The 21,329-nt window shown below is 60.3% G+C and carries 14 protein-coding genes; 9 read left to right on the plus strand and 5 right to left on the minus strand.

Annotated features, from left to right (window positions below; translation table 11 throughout):
• Nucleotide 1 precedes the first annotated feature (1 nt).
• Together AB4N47_RS04455 and AB4N47_RS04460 are read right to left on the minus strand one after the other, a co-directional pair.
• Nucleotides 2–1,774, minus strand: coding sequence for an N-acetylglutaminylglutamine amidotransferase (locus AB4N47_RS04455; RefSeq protein WP_341639331.1), 1,773 nt, complete (start codon nucleotides 1,772–1,774; stop codon nucleotides 2–4).
• A gap of 540 nt (nucleotides 1,775–2,314) precedes the next feature.
• Entirely contained in the window at nucleotides 2,315–3,478 is a 1,164-nt protein-coding gene (locus AB4N47_RS04460) for an acyltransferase family protein (protein WP_341639332.1), read from the minus strand.
• Between the two features lie 307 nt (nucleotides 3,479–3,785).
• Between AB4N47_RS04460 and AB4N47_RS04465 the strand changes: the two genes are divergently transcribed.
• Nucleotides 3,786–8,612 (plus strand): NEL-type E3 ubiquitin ligase domain-containing protein, encoded by a 4,827-nt coding sequence (locus tag AB4N47_RS04465; protein ID WP_341639333.1) that lies wholly within the window; start codon nucleotides 3,786–3,788, stop codon nucleotides 8,610–8,612.
• 3 nt (nucleotides 8,613–8,615) lie between these two features.
• On the opposite strand, the gene mnmC is transcribed toward AB4N47_RS04465, so the two are convergent.
• Nucleotides 8,616–10,595, minus strand: a complete 1,980-nt coding sequence (mnmC, locus tag AB4N47_RS04470) for a bifunctional tRNA (5-methylaminomethyl-2-thiouridine)(34)-methyltransferase MnmC2/FAD-dependent 5-carboxymethylaminomethyl-2-thiouridine(34) oxidoreductase MnmC1 (RefSeq protein WP_341639334.1) — start codon at nucleotides 10,593–10,595, stop codon at nucleotides 8,616–8,618.
• A 219-nt stretch (nucleotides 10,596–10,814) separates the two neighbouring features.
• On the opposite strand from mnmC, the gene pap reads away from it, so the two are divergent.
• Both pap and AB4N47_RS04480 read left to right on the plus strand, forming a co-directional pair.
• A complete protein-coding gene (pap, locus tag AB4N47_RS04475) occupies nucleotides 10,815–12,329 on the plus strand; it encodes a polyphosphate:AMP phosphotransferase (protein WP_016770941.1) in 1,515 nt (504 codons plus the stop codon).
• A gap of 103 nt (nucleotides 12,330–12,432) precedes the next feature.
• Nucleotides 12,433–13,617 carry a thiolase family protein gene (locus AB4N47_RS04480; protein ID WP_341639335.1) on the plus strand — a complete coding sequence of 395 codons (1,185 nt, stop codon included), beginning with the start codon at nucleotides 12,433–12,435 and terminating at the stop codon, nucleotides 13,615–13,617.
• Between the two features lie 102 nt (nucleotides 13,618–13,719).
• On the opposite strand, the gene AB4N47_RS04485 is transcribed toward AB4N47_RS04480, so the two are convergent.
• Nucleotides 13,720–13,911, minus strand: a complete 192-nt coding sequence (locus AB4N47_RS04485) for a DUF6316 family protein (protein ID WP_122603652.1) — start codon at nucleotides 13,909–13,911, stop codon at nucleotides 13,720–13,722.
• Nucleotides 13,912–14,121: 210 nt separating this feature from the next.
• On the opposite strand from AB4N47_RS04485, the gene AB4N47_RS04490 reads away from it, so the two are divergent.
• A complete protein-coding gene (locus tag AB4N47_RS04490; RefSeq protein ID WP_341639336.1) occupies nucleotides 14,122–15,081 on the plus strand; it encodes a DMT family transporter in 960 nt (319 codons plus the stop codon).
• 108 nt (nucleotides 15,082–15,189) lie between these two features.
• Here the strand turns inward: AB4N47_RS04490 and AB4N47_RS04495 are convergent, their stop codons facing one another.
• Nucleotides 15,190–16,584, minus strand: coding sequence for a class II fumarate hydratase (locus tag AB4N47_RS04495; RefSeq protein ID WP_016770937.1), 1,395 nt, complete (start codon nucleotides 16,582–16,584; stop codon nucleotides 15,190–15,192).
• Nucleotides 16,585–16,775: 191 nt separating this feature from the next.
• On the opposite strand from AB4N47_RS04495, the gene AB4N47_RS04500 reads away from it, so the two are divergent.
• The 5 genes from AB4N47_RS04500 (at nucleotide 16,776) to AB4N47_RS04520 (ending at nucleotide 21,304) form a co-directional block, all read left to right on the plus strand.
• Complete coding sequence (locus AB4N47_RS04500) at nucleotides 16,776–17,291, plus strand: DUF2059 domain-containing protein (RefSeq protein ID WP_016770936.1); 516 nt, start codon at nucleotides 16,776–16,778, stop codon at nucleotides 17,289–17,291.
• 12 nt (nucleotides 17,292–17,303) lie between these two features.
• Complete coding sequence (locus AB4N47_RS04505) at nucleotides 17,304–17,603, plus strand: BolA family protein (RefSeq protein WP_016770935.1); 300 nt, start codon at nucleotides 17,304–17,306, stop codon at nucleotides 17,601–17,603.
• 311 nt (nucleotides 17,604–17,914) lie between these two features.
• Nucleotides 17,915–18,856: an oxygen-dependent tRNA uridine(34) hydroxylase TrhO gene (gene trhO / locus AB4N47_RS04510; protein ID WP_016770934.1), complete on the plus strand. Its 942-nt coding sequence runs from the start codon at nucleotides 17,915–17,917 to the stop codon at nucleotides 18,854–18,856.
• Nucleotides 18,857–18,891: 35 nt separating this feature from the next.
• Nucleotides 18,892–19,494: a DsbA family protein gene (locus tag AB4N47_RS04515; RefSeq protein WP_323165124.1), complete on the plus strand. Its 603-nt coding sequence runs from the start codon at nucleotides 18,892–18,894 to the stop codon at nucleotides 19,492–19,494.
• On the plus strand, nucleotides 19,487–21,304 hold the full coding sequence (locus tag AB4N47_RS04520) for an ABC transporter ATP-binding protein (RefSeq protein WP_341639337.1): 1,818 nt from the start codon (nucleotides 19,487–19,489) through the stop codon (nucleotides 21,302–21,304). Before AB4N47_RS04515 ends, AB4N47_RS04520 begins: the two co-directional genes overlap by 8 nt.
• Nucleotides 21,305–21,329 lie beyond the last annotated feature (25 nt).

Consider the following 21,329-nt stretch of genomic DNA (forward strand, 5'->3'; position numbering starts at 1 on the left):
ATCAGATTCCTTGTTCACTGAGCCACAGGTTCAGGGCCGCCAGTTGCCACAGTTTCGAGCCGCGCAATGGGGTCAGCTGGCCTTGCGGATCAGTCAAAAGCTTGTCGAGCATGCTCGGGTTGAACAGGCCGCGATCCTGGCTCGGATCCAGCAGCAGCTCGCGCACCCAATTGAGTGTGTCGCCCTGCAAGTGCTTGAGACCCGGCACCGGGAAATAGCCTTTCTTGCGGTCGATCACTTCGCTTGGAATGACCCGGCGCGCAGCTTCTTTCAGCACTTGCTTGCCGCCATCGGGCAGCTTGAATTTGCCCGGAACGCGAGCCGACAGTTCGACCAGTCGATAATCGAGAAACGGCGTACGCGCTTCCAGGCCCCAGGCCATGGTCATGTTGTCGACGCGTTTGACCGGGTCATCGACCAGCATCACTGTGCTGTCCAGACGCAGCGCCTTGTCCACGGCAGCATCGGCGCCGGGCTCGGCAAAATGCTGTTTGACGAAGTCGCCCGCCGCATCATGATCGACCAGCCATTTCGGCTGAACTGTCGCCGCGTAGTCGTCGTAGCTGCGATCGAAGAACGCGTCGCGGTAGGCCGCGTATGGGTCCGCCGCGCCGTCGACCTGCGGATACCAGTGGTAACCGGCAAACAGTTCGTCTGCGCCTTGGCCGCTCTGCACCACTTTGCAGTGCTTGGCCACTTCACGGGACAACAGATAGAACGCGATGCAGTCATGGCTGACCATCGGTTCGCTCATTGCGCGGAAGGCGGCGGGCAGTTGCTCGATGATTTCTTTCTCGTCGATGCGCAACTGGTGGTGGCGGGTGCCGTAGTGCTTGGCGATCAGGTCCGAATACTGGAATTCGTCGCCGCGCTCGCCGCCGGCATCCTGGAAACCAATGGAGAAGGTCGACAGATTTTCTACGCCGACTTCGCGCAACAGGCCGACGAGCATGCTCGAATCGACACCGCCCGAAAGCAACACACCGACATCCACTGCCGCACGCTGACGGATCGCCACTGCTTCGCGGGTGCTGCCGAGGACGCGATCGACCCAGTCTTCCAGATTGAGGTTTTTCTCGTCTTCATTTGGGCCGTAGGGCAGGGTCCACCAGGTTTTCTGCTCGGTGCCGCCATCGGCTTCAACGCGCATCCAGGTGGCCGGCGGCAGTTTTTCAATACCGGCCAGCAAGGTGCGCGGCGCAGGCACCACCGCATGGAAATTCAGATAGTGATTGAGCGCCACCGGATCAAGAATCGGGTTGATATCGCCGCCCTTGAGCAATGCCGGCAATGCCGAAGCGAAGCGCAGGCGTTGGCCGGTTCGCGACAGGTACAGCGGCTTGACGCCGAGACGGTCGCGGGCGATGAACAGACGCTTGGCATCGCGCTCCCAGATGGCGAAGGCGAACATGCCGTTGAGTTTCGGCAGCAGTGCCTCGCCCCAGGCGTGATAACCCTTGAGCAGCACTTCGGTGTCGCCACCCGAATAGAAGGCATAACCCAGTGCTTCAAGCTCTGCGCGCAGTTCCGGGAAGTTGTAGATCGCACCGTTGAACGCCAGGGACAGGCCCAGTTGGCTGTCGATCATCGGCTGCGCCGAGCCGTCCGACAGGTCCATGATTTTCAGGCGTCGATGACCCAGGGCAATCGGCCCTTGGGCATGGAAGCCCCACGCGTCAGGGCCGCGAGGGGCCAGGTGATGGGTGATTCTCTCGATCGCTGCAAGGTCTGCAGGTTGTTGATCAAAACGTAACTCGCCAGCTAATCCGCACATAATCCAAAAAGGCCTTGTGTCTGCGGGGGTCAAGCGTATTTACCGCGAATCAGGTACCAATGCTGTACCGTTTTTTTGATAAATCCGGCTTTTTCATGTTCCGCGAGGTCACTCGCAAAGCTGATTCGCCCGGCATCGGTTGAAAGCAGAACCTGGGCACTGCGTCTGAGCTGCAAGGTAACGATTCCCATATCCCCGCACATCACGCATATCACGATCAGGTGTGCCTGATGTTATGCATCTGGCGATACTGAATCTTCGCCTGCCGCAGCCCCTTCAACCAGTGGCGCTTGGCCCCTGTTTCGGAACGGATGTGCAGCTCTGATCTATCACCCGAACCTTTCGGCGCGAAAACGTCATCAGAGCGCGCCGCCGTAGTAGGTCTGGCTTTTTCGAGTACCTGCAGAGCGCGATCGTTCAATAAAACTTCCCGCGACGCGTCCGTCCCCTTCGGTTGCGACCACGCGGGAGCGAAAATGGCCGTACTCCCGGACCCAGCGAACGACCGCCGTGGGGCCGTTGGATACAGCCCCGGAAATGTCATTTTGCGTTGATCGACTTCGTTGTCGGGATCGTATCTGAGGGTGGCATGTATCGGCTGAGATCTTTTTTTCTAAACAGTTTGAGAATCATCTGTTGGCAAGGCTTTTCAATGCACAGATGCAGGCCGACGGATATGCTGATGACACCTCCTAGAAATAAAGCCTGGTGAAGTATGACAAAAAACATCGATTCACCAGTATGAGGTATGTACATCGCACCAAGGAGAACATGGATCAAATACAAGGCGTACGATGCTTCGCCTAGTAGAACGATCTTTTCCCCGGAAAGGAATCGGGCTACGTGGGTTTTGTTGGAGATGACGATACTCAGTATGAGTAACGTGTACGGGACAGCGTAAGCGGCGTCCCACTTGAAAGCACTGCCGGCAACGGTCAAAGAAGTTGCCAGTGTGAATATATAAGCGATACATGCGTAAGTTAGCGCGCTCCACATGTAATTGGTTGTTCGTGTCGGTTTGAAAAAACGCTGATAATAAATCGCCGCGAGTATTCCCAGCATAAAGTCGAGAGATCTGTACGCCGGCCCTCGGTATAGCCAGCGATGCGAAGATCCTGGTTCGGTGGCCACGAGACCGGCGCGCTCAGGTGCTGAAAAGTAGATTGCAATAGCGATTTGAGCGACAACTATGAGCGTCGCGGCTATCATCAGTTTGTATCGGTCGGTGGAAATTCCAACTGCTTTAAGTGCTGGAATCAGAAACGGAAACAATAAGTACAGGAACACCTCGACGCTGATGCTCCATGACGGGCTGTTTAGCCCCATAGCGACAAACAGATCTCCACTCCATGCCTGAGTTGCGGTGAGGTACGGCGCGATTGGAATGGAGCCACCCGAATTCATCCAGGAAAAAATTATTATAAGAGCGTACAGCGGATATATCCTGGCGAATCTTGAAAGCAAGAAGCGTGGTGTTGATTGCAATGGCCGTGACTCAAATCGCTCCAGATAGTTGTACGCAATTATAAAGCCTGAGAGAACGAAGAAAAAAGTAACGCCATTAAATCCGGAAGTTTGCAGTAGTAAAATATTTTGATTTTGCGTTTTGATCGGGAAGTGAGAGAAAAAAACCATCAGGGCCGCGAAGAACCTCAGTCCGGTAAGCGCCGGTATATTTCCGCTTTTTTTGTTAGGTTGCAACATCGCAGCTGTCCATTGAGTGTATGGCCGCAATTCTACCTTAGCGCCGCTCTAAATGGACGATGTTGCATTTTAAAATGCCACTATCCAACCCTGGCAGCTGTCGACGCTCCCTGATGTCTCTGAACAGCCGGGTATACGGGTTGCGCTGAATGCCAGTACGGTTGGGGCTTGCCGTGTGATGCAGGGCTATTTTTTCCATACAAAAACACGTTTGATCTGCGCGGATTCTGCGCAGGAATTTGAACTGTTACTGGCCGTCCGGTACCGCTAGAGTCGAGGGTTCGAATCGCAATAAAGGACTATTGCCATGCCCAGCCAAGACAAGACCCATCCGCAGACTCAGGACTCGGTCCTGAGCACCCTGTACGACGCTACCGGTGATCTCGATACCGCTGAAAGCCTGGAAAAAAGCTTGCCGGCGTATCTGCTCACGGCTTCTGCGGCCACGCTGAACAAGCTGGATGAAATCAATCGTGAATTGCACACCCTGCAAGTAAAAGTCGACAAGGATCTGACCCGGCTCAAACCATTGCACAGCTTCTGCATCAGCGAACTCAACGCCGCGCTGAACGAGAAATGGCCAGCGTCCTATGACGTGGGCGAGGATGTGCTCAGTCTGCCGGGCGTCGATTGCGGCTGCGATGGGAAGGCGACGGATCAGGCCGATATCGACTTGGTCGAACACGCGACGCAGACCCTGTTGCAAGCAGCCATGCAGAATTTCACCGAAGACGAGGAGCAGGCCGATGGTTTCCCCGCCGGCAGTCTGGTGCGCGTCAAAAGTGTGCCCGCTGGCGTGAAAGATCTGACGCCGGCAGCGTTCGCAGCGTTGTGCCGCAAGCTGGATCTGGGCAAGAAATACCAGGAGCATCTGCAGCAAGTGTTCGGTCTGCGTGATGACTGCGGCAAAGTCGTAGCCACCAGTGCCATGACTCGCGATATCGCCGCATTGAAGCAATCGCTGCTGGAGCTGGACGCTCATCTTGCGCAGCTCAAGGGCGATATCACCGCGGCAGGTTTGCGCATGCTGCAGGATCTGATGCTGGCCGAGGGCGTCGCTTCGGCGCAAAACCTGCGCTACGGCAAAGACCCGATGATCATGCAGGGCGTCAGAATCCTCGACAGCTGCGTTTGGGGCGTCGTCGTATTTTCCAAACGCTCCGTGGAACAGCACCCTGAGGATGGATGCATGGTGTATATGCCCGGCGAGCCCGAGCGCGCCGTGTATGAGTACCCGAGTTTCAACGCGTTCAAGCGCTACCTCGCGCAACAACTCAAAAGCACGGAATATCAGGGGTATTTCGCCGGCAGCCTGGATGAAGATGACAAGGCGGACTTCTTCAAGGCGTTAGCTGAAAAGCCTGACCTGGGCGTCGTCGAGCATTGGCCGATCGATGTGCCGCTTTTCGATTTCATGGTGCAAAGCCATGTCGGAAAATTGCAGATCGACGCGCGCAAACTGGCGGTGCCAACCGCTGATATCGATGAAGAGATCCGACAGAAACGTCTGTTGGATTTCATTCAACGCGGGGTGACCGTGGCGTCGGTGGCAGGGCTGTTCGTGCCGGTCCTGGGACAATTGATGATGGGCGTCGCGGTCGGGCAGTTGCTCGGTGAAGTGTACGACGGCGTCGAGGACTGGCGCCGTGGTGATCATCAAGAGGCGCTGTCACATCTGCTCAGTGTGGTAGAGAACATCGCATTGATGGGCGTTTTTGCCGGCGCTCAGAAGGCGCTGGGAACACTGGGCAAAAAGCTCCTGCGTGCGCATCCGGAGTTCTTCGCGCAGTTCACCGCGATTCTTGATCGGGCAGGCAAGCCGCGCCTGTGGAAGCCTGATTTGAGCCCGTACGAGCATGCTTTGCCGGCCGGATTCACCATCGGTGCCGGTTCAAAGGAGTTCTACCAGATCGGCAACAAGACCATCGGCCGCCTCGAGCATCGCCTGTTGGCTGGCAACTTTGATATCGACACTCAGCACTGGCGCCTGGAACACCCCGCACGCGCCCAAGCCTATGCTCCGGAACTGATCCGCCACGTCGAGGGTGGCTGGCGCTTACCCGCTGAAGAGCCCGAAGAATGGGGCAGCAGCGCCTACACGCTCAAGCGCATCGATCCGCAGTTGAGCGAATTTGCTGACAGCGATCTGGATATCCTTCGCCGGCTGAGCAACACCTCGCAGCAGACCTTGCTGGAAACCTTCAACGACAATCTGAGCCTGCCTGTACGCCTGCGCGATACCGTCGAGCGCGTGCGCATCGAGCGCCAGTTTCGTGAGTTGACCACGGAACTGGAAAACGGCGAGATCCACTCCGAGCAGCCTCTTGAAGAACAGATGCATGCCTTGACGAAACTGCCGGGCTGGCCGACTGACCGGTACCTTGAGGTGATCGGTCATGAGGGAGACGTCGAAACCACTTACCCAGCAAACACCACGCTCGACGATACCTTGGGAGTGCCGGTCACCCAAGGTCAGTTGGCACTCGGGCGCTTGCTGCAAACCGTCATCGATGGTCTTTACGAGCATGAAGTCGAGGCCTTGCTCGGCGGCAAAGTCGCAAAAAGCACGCAAGCACCTGCGCTGGCGAAAAAACTCGGTGCTGCGCTCAAGTCCGATTACCGCGCGGCGTTCGAGCGGATGTACAAGCGCTATGACCACAGTGACGCGCAGGACCTGGGCAAATTACGCCAGGTCTTCGCCGACATTCCGGCGCGCCATGGTCAAAGGCTGATCGACCGTGCCTCGACTGTCGAGCGCCTGCACTTGCGCTCGACCGGGAGCGCGCCCTTGCGGCTGGGGCAGCGGACGCGGGCCGGTGTTGCCGAGGTGCGGCTTGACCGGGCGCTGAGCGGGTTGCACTGGTCGTGGCTGGCCAATGCTGACACCGACAGCCTGGCCATGAAATTACTGCCGCGCCTGAGCGGCTGGAACGCGCAGCTGCGTCTGCAAATGCGCGACAAGGCCTTGACCGGACCGATCCTCGAAGACATCGGCGATGCGTCGGCGACTTCGGAAAATACCGGTTATCTGGTGAAAACCACGCAGGGCTATGAGGCGTTTGGCGGCGACAAAAAATCCTTGGGCAAGGTGGCATCCGGCCCCGACGCTTTGTACATGGCCATCCTCAAGGCATTGCCGCCACGTCAGCGGGCAGCACTCGGGTTTGCCGATACCGGACAGGTCAGTACGCAACAGTTACGCAAAAAGCTGCTCAACGTTGCCCTCGACGAACGCGAGTTCACTGCGCGGGCATTGCGCGGCGGCAGTACGGAGTCACTTCCCGTCGAGCCGGCCTGTGTGCAAGGCGATCAGGTCCCCGTGGCTGGCCATTCACGCAAACTGCTGCGCAAAGTCCGCAGGCTTTATCCGCGTCTGAGCGAGCCGCAGCTCAATCAATTGCTCAACGAACTGGGTGATGATCCGTTGAGCCGTGCGACCCGGATCAAAGCCCTGCGTCAGGATCTGCAAACCCTGCGTGACGCGCTGTTTGTCTGGAGTGAAGATGGCGCCGCGCTGCAAGCCATGGGGGGCGATCTGGCCGAAGCGCGGCACAGTCGGAAAATGGCTGCCGAGCTGATCGAGGAAGCGTTTCGACGCTTTCATTGGGCCGCCAACGAGGAGGGAAAGAACCTCTGTACCCTCGATCTTGACGGCATGCGCATCGGTAAGGTGCCAACATTGCCGCCGTCGGTGAGCTTCGACCACATAGAGCAATTGTCGATGCGCAACATGGCGCTGGGTGATGATGTCGCGCACTTCCTCAAGTCCTTCAAACAGCTCGAGCTACTGGAACTGGGCAGCAACACGATCACCCGGTTGCCTGAAGTGTTGTCGCACATGCCGCGTCTGCAACGGCTGAGCCTGGCAAACAATCAGCTCAAGCTCACCGAGCAGACACTGGCGAAGCTGAACAGGCTGAGCACGTTGCGCTACCTGAATCTGGACAAGAATCCGTTGGGCGCCACCCCGGATTTCAGTCAAATGACGCAACTGCGCCGCTTGTCCCTGCAAGAAACCGGCATCACGGAACTGCCAGAAGGCCTGTCCAATTCCGTCCACATTGAATTGATGAACCTGACCGGGAATAAAATCAAAGAGCTGCCCGACTGGTTATTCCAGAAAACACGCCATTTCACCAGCGCACTCAAGCTGGGACTGAATCCTTTTTCCGAACGCAGCAAAACGCATCTGGAAAACTATCGCGATAATTTCGGCATCGGTATGGACTACCTCCCCGATGACATCGCACGGATGAACGAGCAAACGGCGCGCTCGCTCTGGTTGACCAAGGTCAGTGGCGAAGAGTGGGCAGAGCAGTCGCGCATCTGGGCGGCATTGCGTAGCGATCAGACGGCCGATGGCTTGTTCACTTTGCTGGCGCAACTGGGTGATACGGCGGACGGCAAACTGGGCAGCGCTGACATGCAGCGACGCGTCTGGGCGGTACTGAAGGCGGCGGAAGCTGACGAGCCACTGGGTCGTCAACTGCTCGACATCGCGGCCGATCCGCTTCATTGCACCGATAACGCGGCGCTTGTCTTCAGTCGCCTTGAAGTCGCAGTAGAAGTGGAGCGGGTAAGCAGCGCCGCAAGTGGTCGCAGGGTAACAGCCAAGGCTCTGTTGGAACTGGGTCGCAGTCTGTTCAGGCTGGACAGGCTGGAAGAAATCGCCCGGGAGCATTCGCTCCGGGCTCCAGAGGTTGATGCGCTGGAAATGAACCTTGCTTATCGCATCGGTCTGACCGATGAGCTGGGGCTGCGCGGTCAACCGAAAGGTATGCTGTTCGATGCCCAGAGTGGCGTGACAGCCGCTGATCTTGAGGTCGCCAGAAATCGCGTGATGACTGCCGAACTTTCCCCGCAATGGCTGGATTACATGCAGGGGCGCACGTTCTGGCGTGACTATCTGCGACGCACATTTGTCCGCAAGTTTGCGTTGATCGATGACGCGTACGACCCGCAAATGAGCGCACTGTTCGACAAGAAGGATACGCTGCCCTCTGGCGATTATTTAAGTCAGAACCAGGCACTCAAGCTGGAAAAGGACCAGGCTGAAGACGTGCTGTTCAAGAGCCTGACGGAAGACGCGATACGGCTGATGGATCTGGGCATCTGCGAAATGCCCGATACGTGAAATTCACTTGCCGCGAATCAACTGCCTTAACGCGAAACGGTTGGGATGACAGGCTTCGGCTACGCTGCGCGGCAACGGCAGCGGCTCGTTGTCCAGCCACGCGGCGAGCAGCTCGCCGGACAGCGGCGCGGTGATCAGTCCGCGAGAACCGTGGCCGCTGTTGACGTACAGACCGTCGAGCCACGGGCAGGCGAGGTCCGGCACTTGCCGGGCGTCTTTGCTCAACGCTGCGTAGGTTTGATTGAAGGTTTGCAGATCAGCGAGCGGACCGACAATCGGCAGGTAATCGGGGCTGGTGCAGCGGAAGGCGGCGCGGCCCTCAAGATTCTCCAGTGGCTGCTCGTTGGTGTTGAGGCGGGTCAGCAGGTCGCTGGAAATTTCTTCGAGCATCGCCAGATTGCCTTGGTGCTCGGCACTCGTGGGCGTCAGGTCGTCGCTGTTGAAGTCGAAACTGGCGCCCAGCGTGTGCTCGCCCAGACGCGCCGGGGCGACGTAGCCCTCGGCGCACACCACGGTGGCCAGCGCACGACTGTCTGCAGTCTCAGCCAGACGCGTGATCTGCCCGCGAATACGCTTGAGCGGCAATTCTGCACTCTGGGCAAAACGTTTGATTTCGGCGGCTCCGGCCAGGATCACCACCGGCGCACTGGCGAGCAAACGTTCGCCGTCGAAGGCTTGCCACAGGTCTGCGACTTTGCGCAGTTCCAAAGCTTCGTGATGGCTGAGCAACTCAATGTTGGTGTGGGTCGCCTGGGCCTGACACAACGCCGGCGGATGCACCCAGCCGCCTTCGGGGTAGAACAAGCCGCCGTGGGCCACGCGGACACCGGCGCGGGCCTGGGCTTCAGGTTGCTCCAGCCACTGCAAAAGATCTTCAGGAAACGCCGCCGCCAGTTGCCCGTGGCGCTCGGCTTCCTTGGCATTGAACGCCAGTTGCAGCACGCCGCAGTCATCCCAGTCGCTGCCGCGTTGCAGGCTTTCCAGCAGGCGCCGGGTGTAACCGAAGCCGCTGACGATCAACTGCGACAAGGCAGTGCCATGGGCGGACAGCTTGAGATAGAGCACGCCCTGCGGGTTGCCCGAGGCTTCTTGCGCGACGGCCGCGTGACGCTCCAGCAGACTCACTTGCCAGCCGCGCGCCGCCAGACTCGACGCCGTCGCGCAGCCGGCCAGGCCGGCGCCGATCACCAGCGCCCGGCGCTCACCGCGCAACGGAGCAGGGCGGGCGAACCAGGGTTTCGCCGGCACTGGCGCAGCCACCTCGGCGGGCCAGCCGAGGAACTCGCCACGCAGGATTTCCCACTTGTGGCCGATGCCCGGTGTGCGCTTCATCTTGAACCCGGCAGCGTTGAGCAGACGGCGGACCCAACCGGTGCTGGTGAAGGTGCTGATGGTCGAGCCCGGCGCAGCCAGGCGCGCCAGTTCGACGAACAGCTCGGCAGTCCACATGTCCGGGTTTTTCGCCGGAGCGAAACCATCGAGGAACCATGCGTCGATCTGTGCATCGAGTTGCGGCAGTTGCTCCAGCGCATCGCCGATCAGCAAGGTCAGCGTCACTCGACCTTCGGCCAAAGTAATGCGCTGAAAGCCTTGATGAATCGCCACGTAATGCCTCAGCAACTGATCCGCCAACGGCTTGAGTTCCGGCCACAGCGCCAAGGCCCGACGCAGATCCGCAGGCGCCAGCGGGTACTTCTCGACGCTGACAAAATGCAAGCGCGCGCCGGCCACTGCGTGTTGTTCGAACAGCTGCCAGGCACAGAGAAAATTCAGTCCGGTGCCGAAGCCGGTTTCGCCAATGACCAGACGTCCATCCGCCGGCAGCGCAGCGAAGCGTTCGGCCAAACGGTTCTGCTCAAGAAACACGTAACGGGTTTCCTCCAGCCCCGATTGGTCGGAAAAGTACACGTCATCGAACACCCGCGATCGTGGGCGTCCCTGATCGTCCCAGTCGAGTTGGGCGTGGGGCATTTCGGCTTTCATGGCAGGCTCGGCAAACACAAGGCGGCCATTCTAGCCGATCACGCGCGAGCTGCCTGATCCAGCACAAGACGGGATTTGGGCGTGTCAGGGAAAATTTCAAAAGATCGCAGCCTTCGGCAGCTCCTACAGGGAAACGCATTTGGAGCTGCCGAAGACTGCGATCTGTTCAGGTGCTGCAATCATCCGCTAGTCTTGCTGAACCCTGGAAGGAGCCGTCCCATGTTTGAATCCGCTGAAATCGGTCACGCCATCGACAAAGACACTTATGAGGCGGCGGTCCCTGCGCTGCGTGAAGCCTTGCTGGAAGCGCAGTTCGAGTTGCAGCAGCAGAAGCGCTTTCCGGTGATCATCCTGATCAACGGCATCGAAGGGGCGGGCAAGGGCGAGACGGTCAAGCTGCTCAATGAATGGATGGACCCGCGCCTGATCGAAGTGCGCACCTTCGACCAGCAGACCGATGAAGAACTCGCGCGGCCACCGGCGTGGCGCTACTGGCGCATGCTGCCGGCCAAGGGGCGGATGGGCGTTTTCTTCGGCAACTGGTACAGCCAGATGCTCCAGGGCCGGGTGCACGGACTGTTCAAGGATCCGCGTCTGGATCAGGCCATCGCCGGCGCCGAGCGTCTGGAAAAAATGCTCTGCGATGAAGGCGCACTGATCTTCAAGTTCTGGTTTCACCTGTCCAAGAAGCAGATGAAAGCGCGGCTCAAATCGCTGGCCGACGACCCGTTGCACAGCTGGCGCATCAGTCCGCTGGACTGGCAGCAGTCGCAGACCTACGACAAGTTCGTCAAATACGGCGAGCGGGTGTTGCGCCGCACCAGCCGCGATTACGCGCCGTGGCATGTCATCGAAGGCGTCGATGCCAATTACCGCAGCCTGGCGGTGGGCAAGATTCTCCTCGAAGGCCTGCAAAGTGCGCTCAAGCGCGCCGACGTCAATCCCCACGAAGTCAGTGCCGCGCCGCTGGGCACGCCGGTCGATCAGTTGAACCTGCTCGACAGCCTTGACCTGACCCAGCGTCTGGACAAGAAAGACTATGAAGAACAACTGATCACCGAACAGGCGCGTCTGTCCGGGCTGATGCGCGACAAACGCATGCGCCGCCATGCGCTGGTGGCGGTGTTCGAGGGTAACGACGCGGCGGGCAAGGGCGGGGCGATTCGCCGCGTGGCAGCCGCGCTCGATCCGCGTCAGTACAGCATCGTGCCGATCGCCGCGCCCACCGAAGAAGAGCGCGCGCAACCCTACCTGTGGCGGTTCTGGCGACACCTTCCGGCGCGGGGCAAATTCACCGTATTCGACCGCTCCTGGTACGGGCGGGTGCTGGTCGAGCGGATCGAAGGCTTCTGCACCCCGGCCGACTGGCTGCGCGCCTATGGCGAAATCAATGACTTCGAAGAGCAACTGGCCGATGCCGGCGTCATCGTCGTCAAGTTCTGGCTGGCTATCGACAAGGACACGCAGATGGAGCGCTTTCAGGAGCGCGAAGAGATTTCCTTCAAGCGCTTCAAGATTACCGAGGACGACTGGCGCAATCGGGAAAAGTGGGACGACTATCGCCGGGCGGTCGGCGACATGGTCGATCGCACCAGCACCGAGATCGCGCCGTGGACGCTGGTCGAGGCCAACGACAAACGCTGGGCGCGGGTGAAAGTGTTGCGCACCATCAACCGCGCGCTGGAAGACGCGTTCGAGAAATCCGACAAGAAGGCCAAGAAGCACAAGGACTGAGGCGATGGCCGCGCATACGCCGGGTGAATGATCCTCGCGGTCGGCAAGAAGGTGGACTTATGCTCAGGTCCACTCTCAACCGACAACAACAATGAGGTATGCCATGCGTGAAGTGGTGATCGTCGACAGCGTGCGGACCGGCCTGGCCAAATCCTTTCGCGGCAAGTTCAACCAGACCCGCCCCGATGACATGGCGGCCCACTGCGTCAATGCCCTGCTGACCCGCAACGATATCGACCCGGCCAGCGTCGAGGACTGCATCGTTGGCGCCGGCTCCAACGAGGGCGCGCAGGGCTACAATATCGGCCGCAACGTCGCGGTGCTGTCGCGCCTGGGCACCGGCACCGCCGGCATGACCCTCAACCGTTTCTGCTCCTCGGGCTTGCAGGCCATTGCGATTGCCGCCAACCAGATCGCCTCCGGTTGCAGCGACATCATCGTTGCCGGCGGCGTCGAGTCGATCAGCCTGACCCTGAAAAGCGTCAACACCGATCACCTGATCAACCCGCTGCTCAAGCAACAGACTCCCGGCATCTACTACACCATGGGCCAGACCGCCGAAGTGGTGGCGCGCCGTTACGGCGTCAGCCGCGAGGCCCAGGATCGTTATGCGCTGCAAAGCCAGATGCGTACGGCCCAGGCCCAGGCTGCCGGTCTGTTCGATGATGAAATCGTGCCGATGGCGGTGAAATACCGCGTCGAGGACAAGAACAGCGGTGAAGTGCAGATTGTCGACGGCGTCGTCGAGCGCGACGACTGCAACCGCCCGGACACCACCTACGAAAGCCTTGCCGGTTTGAAACCGGTGTTCGCCGACGACGGTTCGGTGACGGCGGGCAATTCCTCGCAGCTGTCCGACGGTGCCTCGATGACACTGGTGATGAGTCTGGATAAAGCGCTGGAGTTGGGGCTCAAACCGAAAGCGTTTTTCCGTGGTTTCACCGTCGCCGGCTGCGAGCCGGACGAAATGGGCATCGGCCCGGTGTTCTCGGTGCCGAAACTGCTCAAGGCCAAGGGTTTGCAAGTGGCGGATATCGATCTGTGGGAATTGAACGAGGCGTTCGCTTCGCAGTGCCTGTACAGCCGCGACCGGCTGGAGATCGACAACGACAAATACAACGTCAACGGCGGCTCGATTTCCTTCGGCCACCCGTTCGGCATGACCGGCTCGCGTCAGGTCGGGCATCTGATTCGGGAATTGCAGCGGCGCAATTTGCGTTACGGCATCGTCACCATGTGCGTGGGTGGCGGGATGGGGGCGAGCGGGTTGTTTGAGGCGGTGCGCTAAAGGATTGGTTGCCTGTTCAGGCCCCTTCGCGAGCAGGCTCGCTCCCACAGGTGATCGCATTCCCCTGTGGGAGCGAGCCTGCTCGCGAAGGCGCGCCACGGTTCAGCGGCTGGAACCCTGCCGCTGCATCCGCGCTATATAAGCCTGAATCTCCCGCTCGATCACCTGACTGTCATACGGCCCTTCGAGGGTATTTTCCCGGGTGCTGAAATACAGCTCGCCATTGACCCGACACACGCGGTCGCTGCGAAAACGGGTGGCGGGGGCGCTGTCCTCGGCGCGCATGGCGTACATGTCGGTCTCCCTGATCAATGCGTTGAAAAGTCTGCAATCAGCTTATGCCTGAAGCACTTGGCGCGCCTGCCCGGCCGATCAACGGCGGCGTGCCGGTTTACTGCTGCGACCTGCACAGTTTCATTCGCGGCCTGCCGGCAACTGTCCCTGTGTTGTGCGCAGCCGGACGCCTAGAATGAGTGCTCTTGTCAGCAGGCTTTTGGGGTTCGCATGCACATTTCATCGGGGCGCTGGGTGTACGGACTGTTCCTGGCGCTGCTGACCGCGTTTCTGTGGGGCATCCTGCCGATCAAGCTCAAACAGGTATTGCAGGTGATGGACCCGGTCACGGTGACCTGGTTTCGCCTGATGGTGTCCGGTGGCTGCCTGTTCATCTATCTGGCGTCGGTCAAGCGCCTGCCAAGTCGCAAGGTGCTCGGGCCGAAGGGTGGCTGGCTGGTGCTGATGGCGGTACTGGGGCTGGTCGGCAATTACGTGTTGTACCTGATGGGCCTCAACCTGCTCAGCCCCGGCACCGCGCAATTGGTGGTGCAAATGGGCCCGATCATGCTGCTGATCGCCAGTCTGTTCGTGTTCAAGGAGCGCTTCAGCATCGGCCAGGGCATCGGCTTGCTGGTGTTGCTGATCGGCTTTGGCCTGTTCTTCAATCAGCGCCTGGCCGAGCTGCTGACTTCGCTGTCCGACTACACCGCCGGCGTGCTCTTGGTGCTGCTGGCGTCGACGGTCTGGACCTTCTATGCGCTGGGCCAGAAGCAATTGCTGACGGTGTGGAATTCGTTGCAGGTGATGATGGTGATCTATCTGTTCTGCGGGCTATTGCTGACGCCGTGGGTGCATCCGCTTGAAGCGCTGAACCTGAGCCCGTTGCAGGGCTGGCTGTTGCTGGCGTGCTGCATGAACACCTTGATCGCCTACGGCGCATTCGCCGAGGCACTGGCGCACTGGGAAGCATCGCGGGTCAGCGCAACATTGGCGATCACGCCGCTGGTGACATTTGTTGCGGTGGCGATTGCGGCGCGGATCTGGCCGGACTACGTGCATGCCGAGCAGATCAATGCGCTGGGCTATGGCGGGGCGGTGCTGGTGGTGCTGGGCTCGGCGCTGGTAGCGCTGGGGCCATCGTTGATTGCCGGGCTCAGGGCGCGACGGGCCAGGACTGTGCCTGGCTGAAGATCGGCGGCGCCTGAATTCGCGAGCAGGCTCGCTCCCACTTTGCAATGCAATTTTCCTGTGGGAGCGAGCCTGCTCGCGAAGACGGATTTTCAGGCGCTAAATGACTCAGCCCTTGGCGCCAGCCTCGATCATGTTCTCCGGCCGCACCCAGGCATCGAACTCTTCATCAGTCAGATAACCCAGCTGCAACGCAGCCTCACGCAAAGTCAGCCCTTCGCTGTAGGCCTTCTTGGCGATCTCCGCCGACTTGTCATAACCGATGTGCGGGTTCAGCGCGGTCACCAGCATAAGCCCACGTTCCAGATGCTTGGCCATGACCTCGGCATCCGGTTCGAGCCCGGCGATGCAGTGCTGCTGGAAGTTGCTGCAGCCATCACCAAGCAGACGGATCGATTGCAGCAGGTTGTGGATGATCACCGGTTTGAACACGTTCAGCTGCAAGTGCCCCTGACTGGCGGCAAAACCGATGGCCACGTCGTTGCCGAGCACCTGACAGGCGAGCATCGACAGCGCTTCGCACTGGGTCGGGTTGACCTTGCCGGGCATGATCGAGCTGCCCGGTTCGTTGGCCGGCAGCTTCACTTCAGCGAAACCAGCGCGAGGACCTGAGCCCAGCAGACGCAGGTCGTTGGCGATTTTCATCAGCGCCACGGCGAGGGTTTTCAGCGCACCTGACAGCGTTACCAGCGGCTCATGACCGGCCAGCGCGGCGAACTTGTTCGGCGCGGTGACGAACGGCAGACCGGACAGTGCAGCGAGCTCGGCGGCAATCGCCTCACCGAAACCGTGCGGCGAATTCAGCCCCGTGCCGACGGCGGTACCGCCCTGAGCGAGTTCGCAGACCGCCGGCAGCGCGGCACGAATCGCGCGCTCGGCGTAATCCAGTTGCGCTATGAAACCGGACAGTTCCTGACCGAAGGTGATCGGCGTCGCGTCCATCATGTGCGTGCGTCCGGTCTTCACCAGCTTCATATGGCGCGCCGCCAGTTCAGCGAGGCCGCCGGACAGCTCGGCGATCGCCGGCAGCAGTTGTTCCTGCACCGCTTTGGCGGTGGCGATGCTCATGGCAGTGGGGAAGCAGTCGTTGGAACTTTGCGAGCGGTTGACGTGATCGTTCGGGTGCACCGGCGACTTGCCGCCGCGCGGGTTGCCGGCCAGTTCGTTGGCGCGACCGGCGATCACTTCGTTGACGTTCATGTTGCTCTGGGTGCCGCTGCCGGTCTGCCAGACCACCAGCGGGAACTGCTCGTCATGCTCGCCGGCGAGCACTTCATCGGCGGCCTGTTCGATCAGGCGGGCGATGTCGGCAGGCAGGTCGCCGTTGCGGTCGTTGACCCGTGCGGCGGCTTTCTTGATCAGCGCCAGGGCGTGCAGCACCGGTAGCGGCATGCGTTCCTGACCAATGGCGAAGTTGATCAGCGAGCGTTGCGTCTGAGCACCCCAGTAAGCGTCGTCCGGGACCTCGATCTGGCCCAGGCTGTCGGTTTCGATACGGCTCATCGTGCACACTCCTGTTGGTCTGTTGGCGCAATTTAGGCCGGCGTCGGCCCGGGTGGTTCCATCGGCTCGATTGTTGACCGCAAAACCCCGCCAATCAAGCGCGGCAAGGGCCGGGGGTTGAGCCATAGCGATTGTTAGGCGCAGAATGGTCGCCCTTGGGGTTCGACCTCGCTTTGCTTAAAGGAAACTCGATGACTCGTCTTCGCGCCATCTGTACCGCGGTTGCACTGGTTTGCGCCAGCGGCCAGGTGCTTGCCGATACCGCCAGCCACAACGCCAGTGCCGAAGCTTTCCTGACGCTGGCTCACGCTGACAAGCTGGGTACCCCGGTGTACATGCAAGTGCAGCAAATGTTCGCCCAGCGCTTTGAACAGACCAAAGCGCCTGAGTCGAAGAAAGCCGTGCTCGAAACCTACCAGGCCAAGGCCAACGCTGCGCTGGACCAGGCCATCGGCTGGAACAAGCTCAAGCCCGACATGGTCAAGCTCTACACCAGCAACTTCAGCGAATCCGAGCTGAAAGATCTGGTTGCCTTCTACCAGTCGCCACTGGGCAAGAAAGTCCTGGAAAAAATGCCGCAGCTGACCCAGCAGTCGGCGCAGATGACCCAGGGCAAACTGGAAAGCGCGGTGCCAGTGGTCAACAAGCTGCTCGACGACATGACCAAAGAGCTGACCCCGGCCGCGGCGCCAGCCAAGAAGAAGTAAGCGGAGTTCGTGATGACCATGCAACAACGCATCGAATCGACGCTGGCCCTGTTACAGCCTGAGCACCTGCAAGTGCTCGACGAAAGCCACATGCACAGTCGCGGGTCACAGACCCACTACAAGGCGGTGGTGGTCAGCGCGCAGTTCGAAGGCCTGAACCGGGTCAAGCGCCACCAGAAAGTCTACGGCACGCTCGGCGAGCTGATGGGCGAGTTCCATGCGTTGGCGCTGCACACCTACACCCCGCAGGAATGGGCAGAGATCGACGGCGCCCCGGCGTCGCCGACCTGTGCTGGCGGTAGCAAGCACTGATTTTGGATGTGGCGGGATTTTTGTGGTGAGGGGATTTAGCGAAACGTCGCACCGCCCCGTTCGGCTGCGCAGCAGTCGTAAACCCTGTAACCACGGTCCTGGCAGAAGGAACGGGGCTGAATGGGTTTAGGGTTGCTTCGCCACCCAACGGGGATAAATCCCCTCGCCACAGGTTTTGTGTTGTCACAGAAGACTGAGCAAATCCAAAACACATCATGTTTTTGCTAGAATCCGCAACGCGCCGCTTAGCCGGCGCGTTTTTTTTGAATCCGGTTCACCCTTTGCGAGGGTAGCCACCTGGAGAAATACCCATGACACAACCGATTGTCGTGGCGGCACTGTACAAGTTCGTCACCCTCGAAGATTACGTTGACCTGCGCGAGCCACTGCTGCAAGCGATGGTCGACAACGGCATCAAAGGCACGCTGCTGATCGCCGAAGAAGGCATCAACGGCACGGTTTCCGGCAGCCGCGAAGGCATCGACGGCCTGCTCGCCTGGCTCAAGAACGATCCGCGCATGGTCGACATCGACCACAAGGAATCGTACTGCGACGAACAGCCGTTCTATCGCACCAAGGTCAAGCTGAAGAAAGAGATCGTCACCCTTGGCGTCGAAGGCGTCGACCCGAACAAGAAGGTCGGCACCTACGTCGAACCGCAGGACTGGAACGCGCTGATCAGCGACCCGGAAGTGCTGCTGATCGACACGCGCAACGATTACGAAGTGTCGATCGGCACCTTCGAAGGCGCCATCGATCCGAAAACCACCAGTTTTCGCGAGTTTCCCGACTACATCAAAGAACACTTCGACCCGGCCGTGCACAAGAAGGTCGCGATGTTCTGCACCGGCGGCATCCGTTGCGAGAAAGCCTCGAGCTACATGCTCGGCGAAGGTTTCGAAGAGGTTTACCACCTCAAGGGTGGCATCCTGAAGTACCTCGAAGAGGTGCCGCAGGAAGAAACCAAGTGGCGCGGCGACTGCTTCGTCTTCGACAACCGCGTCACCGTGCGTCACGACCTGACGGAAGGCGACTACGATCAATGTCATGCCTGCCGCACGCCGGTCAGCGTTGAAGATCGCGCCTCCGAGCACTACGTCGCCGGCATCAGTTGCCCGCACTGCTGGGACAAGCTCAGCGAGAAAACCCGGCGCAGCGCCATCGATCGGCAAAAGCAGATCGAACTGGCCAAGGCGCGCAACCAGCCGCACCCGATCGGCTACAACTATAAGCAAGCATCCACCGAGGCTTAACCATGTCTGCGCGCCTGCTCTATGTGATGGATCCGATGTGTTCATGGTGCTGGGGTTTTGCTCCGGTGGCCAAGGCACTGGTCGAGCAAGCGCAGGCAGCCGGGGTCGAGCTGCATCTGGTGGTTGGCGGCTTGCGCACCGGCAGCGGCTCGGCGCTGGAGCCGACCACGCGGCGCTATATTCTCGAGCACTGGCAAGCGGTCACCGAGGCCACCGGCCAGCCGTTCAAGTTCGATGGCGCGTTGCCCGACGGTTTTGTCTACGACACCGAGCCTGCCTGTCGCGCGATTGTCACCGCGCGCAGTCTGGCGCCGGATTGCGCGTGGAAACTGGTCGGGATGATCCAGCAGGCGTTTTACGCCGAAGGTCGCGATGTCACCCAGGCCAGCGTGCTGGTCGAACTGGCGGAGCAGGCCGGCGTGCCGCGTATTGAATTCGCGGCGTTGTTCGATCATGCCGATCAGCACAAGGCGACCCAAGCCGATTTCACCTGGGTACAGGATCTGGGCATCGCCGGTTTTCCGACCCTGCTGGCCGAGCGCAACGGGCAACTGGCGCTGCTGACCAACGGCTATCAACCGCTCAGCGAGCTGTCGCCGTTGCTCGGCCGCTGGCTGGAGCGCGCGGCCTGTGTCTGACCGCGTCGATGACACGCCAGCCGTAGAGCGTGTCGACCGGCTGAGCTGGGCTGAAGTCCGGCGTCTGGCACTGCATCACAAGAAATCCCTGTGGATCGCCAACGGCGTAGCCGTGCTGGCGACGCTGTGCAGCGTGCCGATCCCGTTGCTGCTGCCGTTGCTGGTCGACGAAGTGCTGCTCGGCCACGGCGATGCCGCACTGAAAGTCATGAACCATTTTCTGCCGAGCATGTGGCAGCAGGCGGCGGGTTATATCGGCCTGATGCTGGTGGTGACCCTGACCTTGCGTTGCAGCGCCCTGTGTTTTGGCGTGTTGCAGTCGCGGCTGTTCGCGCGCCTGGCCAAGGACATCGTCTACCGCATTCGCGTGCGCCTGATCGAGCGGCTCAAACGCATTTCCCTCGGCGAATACGAAAGCCTCGGCAGCGGCACGGTGACCACGCACCTGGTCACCGATCTGGACACCCTCGACAAATTCGTCGGTGAAACCCTCAGCCGCTTCCTCGTCGCGATGCTGACCCTGGTCGGCACCGCCAGCATCCTCATGTGGATGCACTGGAAGCTGGCGCTGCTGATTCTGCTGTTCAACCCGTTGGTGATATACGCCACGGTGCAGTTGGGCAAGCGCGTCAAACACCTGAAAAAACTCGAGAACGACAGCACCTCGCGCTTCACCCAGGCACTGAGCGAAACTCTCGATGCGATTCAGGAAGTGCGCGCCGGCAACCGCCAGGGCTATTTCCTCGGGCGCCTCGGTTTGCGCGCGCAGGAAGTGCGCAACTACGCAGTCAACTCGCAGTGGAAAACCGACGCCTCGAACCGCGCCAGTGGTTTGCTGTTCCAGTTCGGCATCGACATCTTCCGCGCGGCGGCGATGCTCACCGTGCTGTTTTCCGACCTGTCGATCGGGCAGATGCTCGCGGTGTTCAGTTACCTCTGGTTCATGATTGGCCCGGTCGAACAGCTGCTCAATCTGCAATACGCCTATTACGCAGCGGGCGGCGCGCTGACGCGGATCAATGAACTGCTGGCGCGCGCCGACGAGCCGCAGTATCCCGGCGGCGTCGATCCGTTCAAGGGGCGCGACACCGTCGGCATCGAGGTACAAGGCCTGAGTTTCGGTTATGGCGACGAGTTGGTGCTGGACCAGATGAACCTGTCGATCCTGCCCGGCGAAAAAGTCGCGATCGTCGGCGCCAGCGGCGGCGGCAAAAGTACCTTGGTGCAGTTGCTGCTGGGTCTGTACACGCCAGCGGCCGGGACCATTCGCTTCGGCGGATCGACCCAGCAGGAGATCGGTCTGGAGACCGTGCGCGAGAACGTCGCGGTGGTGCTGCAGCATCCGGCGCTGTTCAACGACAGCGTGCGCGCCAACCTGACCATGGGCCGCATGCGCAGCGACGAAGCCTGCTGGCAGGCGCTGGAAATTGCGCAAATGGCCGCGACCATCCGAGCGCTGCCCGCTGGCCTCGATAGCATCGTTGGTCGCTCCGGCGTGCGTTTGTCCGGAGGTCAGCGCCAGCGTCTGGCGATTGCGCGGATGATTCTCGCTGAGCCGAAAGTAGTCATTCTCGACGAAGCCACTTCGGCCCTCGATGCCGCCACCGAGTACAACCTGCACCAGGCGATGGCGAAATTTCTCCATGGCCGCACCACGCTGATCATTGCCCATCGCCTGTCGGCGGTGAAACAGGCGGACCGCGTGCTGGTGTTCGACGGCGGGCAGATCGCCGAGGACGGCGACCATCGCCAACTGATCGCCGACGGCGGTCTGTACGCCAAGCTCTACGGCAACTTGCAACAGCACTGATCGAAACCCTCGCCGACCTGTCAGA

This window comes from Pseudomonas sp. S3_G06, assembly GCF_054667565.1.